7 protein-coding genes and 1 pseudogene are annotated in these 7738 nt (G+C 72.6%); 6 read left to right on the plus strand and 2 right to left on the minus strand.

Features of this window, described 5'->3' with window-relative positions:
* Positions 1-487: 487 nt before the first annotated feature.
* Positions 488-1291 (minus strand): 2-cyclohexenylcarbonyl CoA isomerase, encoded by an 804-nt coding sequence (gene chcB, locus ACZ63I_RS23085; protein ID WP_469340861.1) that lies wholly within the window; start codon positions 1289-1291, stop codon positions 488-490.
* A 257-nt stretch (positions 1292-1548) separates the two neighbouring features.
* Between chcB and ACZ63I_RS23090 the strand changes: the two genes are divergently transcribed.
* Complete coding sequence (locus ACZ63I_RS23090) at positions 1549-1716, plus strand: DUF3117 domain-containing protein (RefSeq protein WP_003966491.1); 168 nt, start codon at positions 1549-1551, stop codon at positions 1714-1716.
* Between the two features lie 243 nt (positions 1717-1959).
* On the opposite strand, the pseudogene ACZ63I_RS23095 reads toward ACZ63I_RS23090, so the two are convergent.
* Positions 1960-2626: pseudogene (locus ACZ63I_RS23095) on the minus strand (O-methyltransferase).
* Between the two features lie 164 nt (positions 2627-2790).
* Between ACZ63I_RS23095 and sigE the strand changes: the two are divergent.
* The 5 genes from sigE (at position 2791) to ACZ63I_RS23120 (ending at position 7574) form a co-directional block, all read left to right on the plus strand.
* Positions 2791-3552: an RNA polymerase sigma factor SigE gene (gene sigE, locus ACZ63I_RS23100; protein WP_198533213.1), complete on the plus strand. Its 762-nt coding sequence runs from the start codon at positions 2791-2793 to the stop codon at positions 3550-3552.
* Complete coding sequence (locus ACZ63I_RS23105) at positions 3549-4514, plus strand: anti-sigma factor family protein (protein ID WP_469340862.1); 966 nt, start codon at positions 3549-3551, stop codon at positions 4512-4514. Before sigE ends, ACZ63I_RS23105 begins: the two co-directional genes overlap by 4 nt.
* An 80-nt stretch (positions 4515-4594) precedes the next feature.
* Positions 4595-6199, plus strand: a complete 1605-nt coding sequence (locus ACZ63I_RS23110) for a S1C family serine protease (protein ID WP_469340863.1) — start codon at positions 4595-4597, stop codon at positions 6197-6199.
* A gap of 116 nt (positions 6200-6315) precedes the next feature.
* A complete protein-coding gene (locus ACZ63I_RS23115) occupies positions 6316-6780 on the plus strand; it encodes a sec-independent translocase (RefSeq protein ID WP_469340864.1) in 465 nt (154 codons plus the stop codon).
* A 116-nt stretch (positions 6781-6896) separates the two neighbouring features.
* Positions 6897-7574 carry a hypothetical protein gene (locus ACZ63I_RS23120; protein ID WP_469340865.1) on the plus strand — a complete coding sequence of 226 codons (678 nt, stop codon included), beginning with the start codon at positions 6897-6899 and terminating at the stop codon, positions 7572-7574.
* The last annotated feature ends 164 nt before the right edge of the window (positions 7575-7738 follow it).

Below are 7738 nucleotides of genomic sequence, written 5' to 3' on the forward strand. Positions count from 1 at the left end.
TGCGTCGGGGAAGTCAGCTTCACCGCGCTGCGTGCTGTGCGGGGCACAGGTCCGCAATCGGGCCCCGAACGCCCGGGGCCCTTCCCGGGGCCCGGGACGTACCGTCCCCGAGCCGGCGAGCGCCGGCTGCGCCGCGCTGCGCGCGCCCGCACCTCCTCCGCCGCCGCGAAGCGGTCGGCGTCCGGGGCGGAGCCCCGCATACCGCGCCTGCACCTGAGCCGGGGCCCGCCCTGCGGAGGCGGACACTGCTCGCGGTTCGGGGCCGAGCCCCAGCCTTTCCCGGGGCCGCCGGCCCCGTTGCCGCTGCGCCGCTGCGGGGGTCGTCACCCCGCCCCCCGCCGCCGCGAAGCGGTCAGCGTCCGGGGCCCGGGGCGGAGCCCCGTGTGCCCCTCCCGCCGGACGCGGGTCCGCGTCCGGTCTTCGGGGTCCGGGGCGGAGCCCCGGTTCGGGAAGGGGCGGGGTGGGGAAGCGCTCCCCGCGTAGGGGCTCAGCGGCCCACGTACCTCGGCTTCCCCTTCGACAAGAACGCCTCCACCGCGATCACATGGTCCTCCGACGCGCCCGCCGCCGACTGGAGTTCGTCCTCCCGCTCCAGCGTCTCCTCCAGCGTGTGCTCCGCCCCGTACGCCAGCGACGCCTTGATCGCCGCGTACGCCGCCGTCGGGCCCTCGGACAGGGTGCGGGCCACCGCGAGTGCCGTGGGGGCCAGGTCGGCCGCGGGGACGAGTTTGTTCGCCAGGCCCAGGTCGTACGCCTCCTGCGCACGCACCGAGCGCGGGAACAGCAGCAGGTCCGTCGCGCGGCTGCGGCCGACCAGGCGGGGCAGGGTCCAGGAGACGCCGGAGTCGGCCGTCAGGGCCACGCCCGCGAAGGACGTGTTGAAGGAGGCCGAGTCCGCGACCACGCGGTAGTCCGCGGCCAGGGCGAAGCCCATCCCCGCGCCCGCCGCGACCCCGTTCACGCCCGCCACCACCGGCTTCGGCATGCCCGTGATCGCCCGCAGGATCGGGTTGTAGTGCTCGCTCACCGTCCGCATCGTCGCGCCGGCGCCCGTCTTCCGGTCCTCCGCCAGCAGCGCCACGTGTTCCTTGAGGTCCTGGCCCACACAGAAGGCCCTGTCGCCCGCCGCCGTGAGCAGGACACCCCGTACGGCCGAGTCGGCGCCCGCGGCCTCCAGGGCGTCCCTGAGGGCGACCTTCGCCGCGATGTTCATCGCGTTCATGGCCTCGGGCCGGTTGATCGTGATCGTTGCGAGTCCGTCACTCACGTCGTAGAGCACGGTGTCGGCCATGATCAGGTCCCTTCGCGGCTGCGGCAATGGTGTGCGGGCCCAGCATGGCGGAGAAACGGCGGCGAAGTATCGCAGGCGGATCGCCGAATTGAGTCGTTTTGCGTGAGCGCGTTGCGCAAGCGATGCCGACCGATGTTGGTCATGGGGTCCCGCGATGCGGGATAATGACCTGGAAGCAATGTGTTCGATGCCGGTGACACAGCGCCTGTCATGGGGCCGCCGGCTGCGATGAGCTGGTTTCAGGAAGGGGAACGAGCATGGCGGCCATGAAGCCGCGGACGGGCGACGGCCCGCTCGAGGTGACCAAGGAGGGGCGGGGCATCGTCATGCGCGTTCCGCTCGAAGGCGGCGGTCGGCTTGTCGTCGAGCTGACTCCGGACGAGGCGGACGCACTCGGCGACGCGCTCAAGAAGGTCGTCGGCTGAGCGGAACGCTCACAGTCTTCGGGGTCGAGGGTCACCCCCGGATCGACACCATCACTGCCCCGGCGCGGACCAGTACCGTCCACGCCGGGGCAGTGCCATGTAGTGCCATGTCCGGACCGGAGCGGGGGCACAGCAGGGCGTAGAGGGGGCGGCGGGGCTGGAGGGGGCGGCGGGGACGGCGGGCGCGGCGGACAGCCGGGGGTGCGGAGGCCGGGCGCGGGCAGCGGGCGCGGCGGACATCCCCTACGCCCTCCGCACCGCACACAGCAACCCGTCCCCCACCGGCAGCAGCGACGGCACCAGCTCCGGAATCTCCCGCACCGTCCGCAGCAGCTCCCGCAGCCGCAGCACCTCCGCAGGCTGCGCCGCCGAGTCCACCGTGCGGCCGTCGGCGAACACGCCCTCGAAGCACACCAGTCCACCGGGTCGCAGCAGCCGCAACGATTCAGCGAGATAGTCCAGCGACTCCAGGCGGTCCCCGTCGCAGTACACGAGGTCGTACCCGCCGTCCGCGAGCCTGGGCAGTACGTCGAGGGCGCGGCCGGGGATGAAGCGTGCCCTGTTGCCCGCGAAACCGGCCGCGCGGAACGCCTGCCGGGCGAACTGCTGGCGTTCCGGTTCCGTGTCGACCGTGGTCAGGACGCCGTCGGGGCGCATCCCCTGGAGCAGGTAGATACCGGAGACGCCGGTGCCCGTACCGATCTCGGCGACCGACTTCGCCGCCCCCGTGGCGGCGAGCAGACGCAGCGCGGCGCCGGTGCCTGGAGACACCGAGCGAAGCCCGCTCTCCCGGGCCCTGTCACGGGCCCAGCGCAGTGCTTCGTCCTCGGCGACAAAGGCGTCGGCGAACGCCCAGCTCGTCTGCCGGTTGGCGGTAATGACCCTCTCCTTGTCCCCGTTGGCGGCGCAACGGTGACTGTATCCGCTGGGCCCGGGAACCCGCAGATGGGACCAGTCGTTATGTGGGGGCGGACAACACGCGGACCAACAGGCGGATCACTGCCGGATGAAGACGAAGTCGCGGGCCCAAATTCGCGTAAAGATTCTTATCCGGAGCTAACGGGCGAGGTGGCTATGGTAGGGGCTCCACTGGACACCACCAGAGCCGATAGGGGAGGTGCGGCTGCGGCTGTGGATCGGAGGGGAGTGCTCAGGCGCTTTCTGCGGTCGGCAGGTGAGCCGAAATCCGTGACCAACATTGCTGACCGTTCTCGCCCGACCGACTCCGCAGTTACTGCGACCTTCGCATCGGATGCGGAATCGCAGGCGTGGACGCCTCCTAGCTGGGAGGAGATCGTCAGCACGCACAGCGGACGGGTCTACCGCCTCGCCTACCGACTGACGGGCAACCAGCACGACGCCGAGGATCTGACCCAAGAGGTCTTCGTCCGCGTCTTCCGCTCGCTGTCCACCTACACGCCCGGCACCTTCGAGGGCTGGCTCCACCGCATCACCACCAATCTCTTCCTCGACATGGTCCGCCGCAAGCAGCGGATCAGGTTCGACGCCCTCGGCGACGACGCGGCGGAGCGGCTGCCCAGCCGTGAGCCGTCCCCGCAGCAGGTCTTCCACGACACGCACTTCGACGCGGACGTCCAGCAGGCGCTGGACACCCTCGCGCCCGAGTTCCGCGCCGCCGTGGTGCTCTGCGACATCGAGGGGCTGTCGTACGAGGAGATCGCCGCGACGCTCGGGGTCAAGCTGGGTACCGTCCGCAGCCGGATCCACCGCGGCCGCTCGCATCTGCGCAAGGCTCTTCAGCACCGTTCCCCCGAGGCGCGTGCCGAGCAGCAGCGTTCCTTCGTCAGTGTGGCAGGGGAGGGCGGAACGGCGTGAGTGGCTCAAGCCCGACCCCCGCGGAGCAGCATCTGGGGGACCGCCTCGCTGCCCTGGTGGACGGCGAGCTGGGGCATGACGCGCGGGAGCGGGTGCTGGCCCATCTGGCCACCTGCGCCAAGTGCAAGGCCGAGGCGGACGCCCAGCGCAGGCTGAAGAGCGTCTTCGCCGAGGCCGCCCCGCCGTCGCCGTCCGAGGGTTTCCTCGCCAGACTTCAGGGGCTGCCCGGCGGCGGGCCGCCCCGTGACGATGACGACGACCGGCGCGGCCCCGACCGAGGCAGCCTCTTCGAGGCGGCCGGCTTCGGCAGCGCCGCCGGCGGGTTTGGCAGCGGCGGCCTGCGGTCCGGCGGCTTCAGCTACGCCCCGCTCGGCGCCCACGGCGGCGTCCTGCCCGGCGGCCCGGGTTCCGGTTCCGGTTTCCGTATCCACGAGGTGGACCGGCACGCGGTGGGCCGCCGCGAGGTGGGCCGCCAGGAGGCGGAGCGCTCCCCGTGGCGCGGACGCCGGTTCGCCTTCGCTGCGGCCAGCGCCGTCTCGTTCGCCGCGATGGCGCTCGGCGGCGCCATGCCGCTCGGTTCGGCGGCCGACGCCCCGCTGCCGCGCGGTGTCGGAGTGACCCCGATGCGCGCTCCCGGCAGCACGGCCCCGGCCGGCACGGTCGCCGAGTCCGGCCGCCGTCAGGGCGGCGGAGGCGGCATCCTGCCGCAGGTCACGGACCGTACGCCGGTCTCGCCGCTCAATCTGCCGACGGCACAGGCGCTGTCGACGCGGGCGTTCACCACCCAGTCGTTCAGCTCGGCGGTACTGAACAGCGCGCGGCTGACCCCGCTCATACGGTCCACGGGCCCGGCCCTCCGGCTCGACGCCGTCGACAAGACCTTTCCCGTGACGACCACCCCGGCCCCCAGCCGGTTCACGGCGCCGACGCAGCCCGCTCAGTGGATTTCTTCCCGGCACTGAGCGCCGCCGTTCCCGAACCTGGTTGAATCCTCACCAAGGTGCCCTCGCCGGGGCGCGGAGCGGCAGTCTGCGGGGAGAGCATGGACGACGGGAAGCCCACCGGACGCAAGGCGAAGTGGTGGAGCCGTCCCGACGAGGGACGGCCGCCGGTGACGGCCGGCGAGGCGGGGACGGCCACCGGCACCAGCGGGGCCAGCACCGGCACCACCGGCACCAGCACCGACATCACCACCGACACCCCGGTGGCCGACGAGGAATTCGCCGCGCCCGCCGAGCAGCCCGCCACGGTCCCGCCGCCCCGTCAGCAGCCCCTGCACGACCGCGACCCGTACAGCACCCCGCCCTACGGCGGCCCCGGCCCCTGGGCGCCCGCACCGCCCGTACAGCTCCCGCCCCCGACGCCGCCGCACGGCGTGCCCGTCCCGCAGCCGGATCCGGTGCACTCCTATCCGCCGCCGCCGCCCCCGCCGCCCGCACCGCACGCCGTGCCGCAGACCTCGCAGTGGCTGCGCTACGACCCCTGGGGCGGTCCCGGCGGGCAGCCGCCGCAGATCCTGACCCAGCCCGACCCGCCGCGCCGCAGGCGGCGCGGCGGCCTGGCGGGCACCGTCGTCCTGGCGCTGGTCGCCGGTCTCCTCGGCGGCGCCGTCGGCGCGTACATCGAACGGGACGGCGGCTTCACCGACATCAAGCTGCCCCAGGCCGCCCGGGACAGCGGCGGCCGCGCGCCCGACAGCGTCGCCGGCATCGCCGCCAGCGCGCTGCCCAGCGTCGTCACCCTCCACGTCACAGGGCCGAGCGAGGAAGGCACCGGCACCGGGTTCGTCCTCGACACCCGCGGCCACATCCTGACGAACAACCACGTCGTCGAGGCAGCCGGCGCCAACGGTGAGATATCGGTCACGTTCAGCGGCGGCGAGAGCGCCAAGGCGAGCCTCGTCGGCAAGGACAGCGGCTACGACCTCGCCGTCGTCGAGGTCACCCGGGTCTCCGGGCTCAAGCCGATGCCCCTCGGCAACTCCGACAACGTCCACGTCGGCGATCCGGTCGTGGCCATCGGCGCCCCCTTCGACCTCTCCAACACGGTGACCTCAGGGATCATCAGCGCCAAGGACCGCCCCATCACCGCGGGCGGCGAGAAGGGCGACGGCAGCGACGTCAGCTATGTGAACGCGCTGCAGACCGACGCGCCGATCAACCCCGGCAATTCCGGCGGCCCGCTGGTGGACACCAAGGCCGAGGTGATCGGCATCAACAGCGCCATCCGCGCCGCCGACAACGGCGCCGGGCTCGAAGGCGGCCAGTCGGGCTCCATCGGTCTCGGCTTCGCCATACCGATCAACGAGGCCAAGCGGGTCGCCGAGGAGATCATCAACACCGGCAAGGCCACCCACCCGGTGATCGGCGTCACGCTCGACACCGAGTACGCGGGCGACGGCGCACGCGTCGCGCAGCAGGCGGCCGGCGGAGGCTCCGCAGTGACGGCGGGCGGCGCCGGGGCGAAGGCGGGCATCAAGCCGGGCGACGTGATCACCGCCGTGGACGGCGACCGGGTGCACAACGGGGAGGAGTTGATCGTGAAGATCCGCTCGCACCGCCCCGGTGACCGGATGGAGCTGACGCTGCTCAGGTCGGGCCGGTCGAGCACCGTCACCCTGGTCCTGGGATCCGCCGAAGGGACCTGACCTCCGGCCGGCGGGACATGACCCCCGTGGGGAGGTACCGCGGGGACAGTTGGTGCGGGTACCGTGTAAAAGCCCCGGGCCCTCGACCCACAGCGGAGAACACAAGGAGCAGCTAGGTGTTCAATGACATAGGCGCACTTGAGGTGGTCACGCTCGCGGTTCTGGCCGTGATCGTCTTCGGCCCGGAGAAGCTGCCCAAGGTCATCCAGGACGCCGCGCGCTTCGTGCGGAAGATCCGCGAGTTCTCCGAGAGCGCGAAGCAGGACATCCGCTCCGAGCTGGGTCCCGAGTTCAAGGACTTCGAGTTCGAGGACCTCAACCCCAAGACGTTCGTCCGCAAGCAGTTGATGGACAACGACGACCTGGGGCTGAAGGAGATCCGCAGCAGCTTCGACCTGAAGAAGGAGATGGCGGAGGTCGCCGACGCGGTCAACGGCCACGACAGCGCCGCGTCCGACACACCGTCGGCTCCCGTCTCCTCGGCCAACGGATCGTCCGGTTCGACCACTCCCGACCTGCTGAAAAAGCGTGACAAGCCCGACGAGGGCGAGCGCCCGCCGTTCGACGCGGACGCCACCTGACCCCGGCCTGTACCGGTGATCCGGTACGGGGTGGCTATCCTCCAACTGTCCGGTAGTGAGGTGCCCGTCGGGGGCGGGCCGCTGCGGACGTCGGATACGAGGAGGCGGCCGGACAGATGGAGACCACGAGTCGGGTAGGCGAGCGGGGAGCGCTCAGCTCATCGACTGACGAGGGGGTGCCGGCGGCCCGGCTGACGATCGACGGCTATCTGCGGGCCACCTTCCCCTGGTACGGGCTGGACGACGCGTTCACCGGACCGCGCAGGCTGATGCAGGTCGGCGCCGCCGCCGACGGTACGGTCCAGCACGGCGCGATCGGCCACGGCGACGAGCCGTCGATAAGACCGGACGCGTCCGGCGCGGACACGGAGCGTTTCGCCGTCGTCGTCACGGTCGCCGGCAGCCCCGAGCGGCGCAGCGGTGACGGTACGGGCCAGCTCGACGCCACCACGGCCTCGTCGGCGGCTTGGCTGGCAGGCTCGGGCCTGCTGTCGGCCACCTGGCCCGCACAGCTCGACCACTCGCTGCGCGACGACTGGCTGGACCAGCAGACGGAAGCGGCGTTCGAGGTCGCTGACGATCTGACGGGACCCGAATGGTCGGCGCTTTCGCTGCCGGTCGACGGGGTGCCGACGCCGTTCCACTACCGCGAGTCCGAGTTCGGCTGGGTGCTGGCGGGCTCGACGCAGAGCGGTGTGCACCTCGGCGCGTACGGCCGGGGGATGAGCGCGTACGGTCTCGGCTTCGCCGTGATCGAGGACATCGCGTCGTACGCGGCGGAGAGCCGTAGCTGACGGTCCCGCACAAAGCGCTACCGGGTGGGGGGGGGGGGGGGGGGCCCCCGCCCCCCCCCCCCCCCCCCCCCGCGCCCGCCCCCGGGGGGGGGGGGGGGGCCCCCCCCCCCCCCCCCCCCCCGGCCCCGCCGGGGGGGAACAGCACCACCCCCCCCCCCCCCCCC

Source organism: Streptomyces sp. NPDC087906 (genome assembly GCF_055584925.1).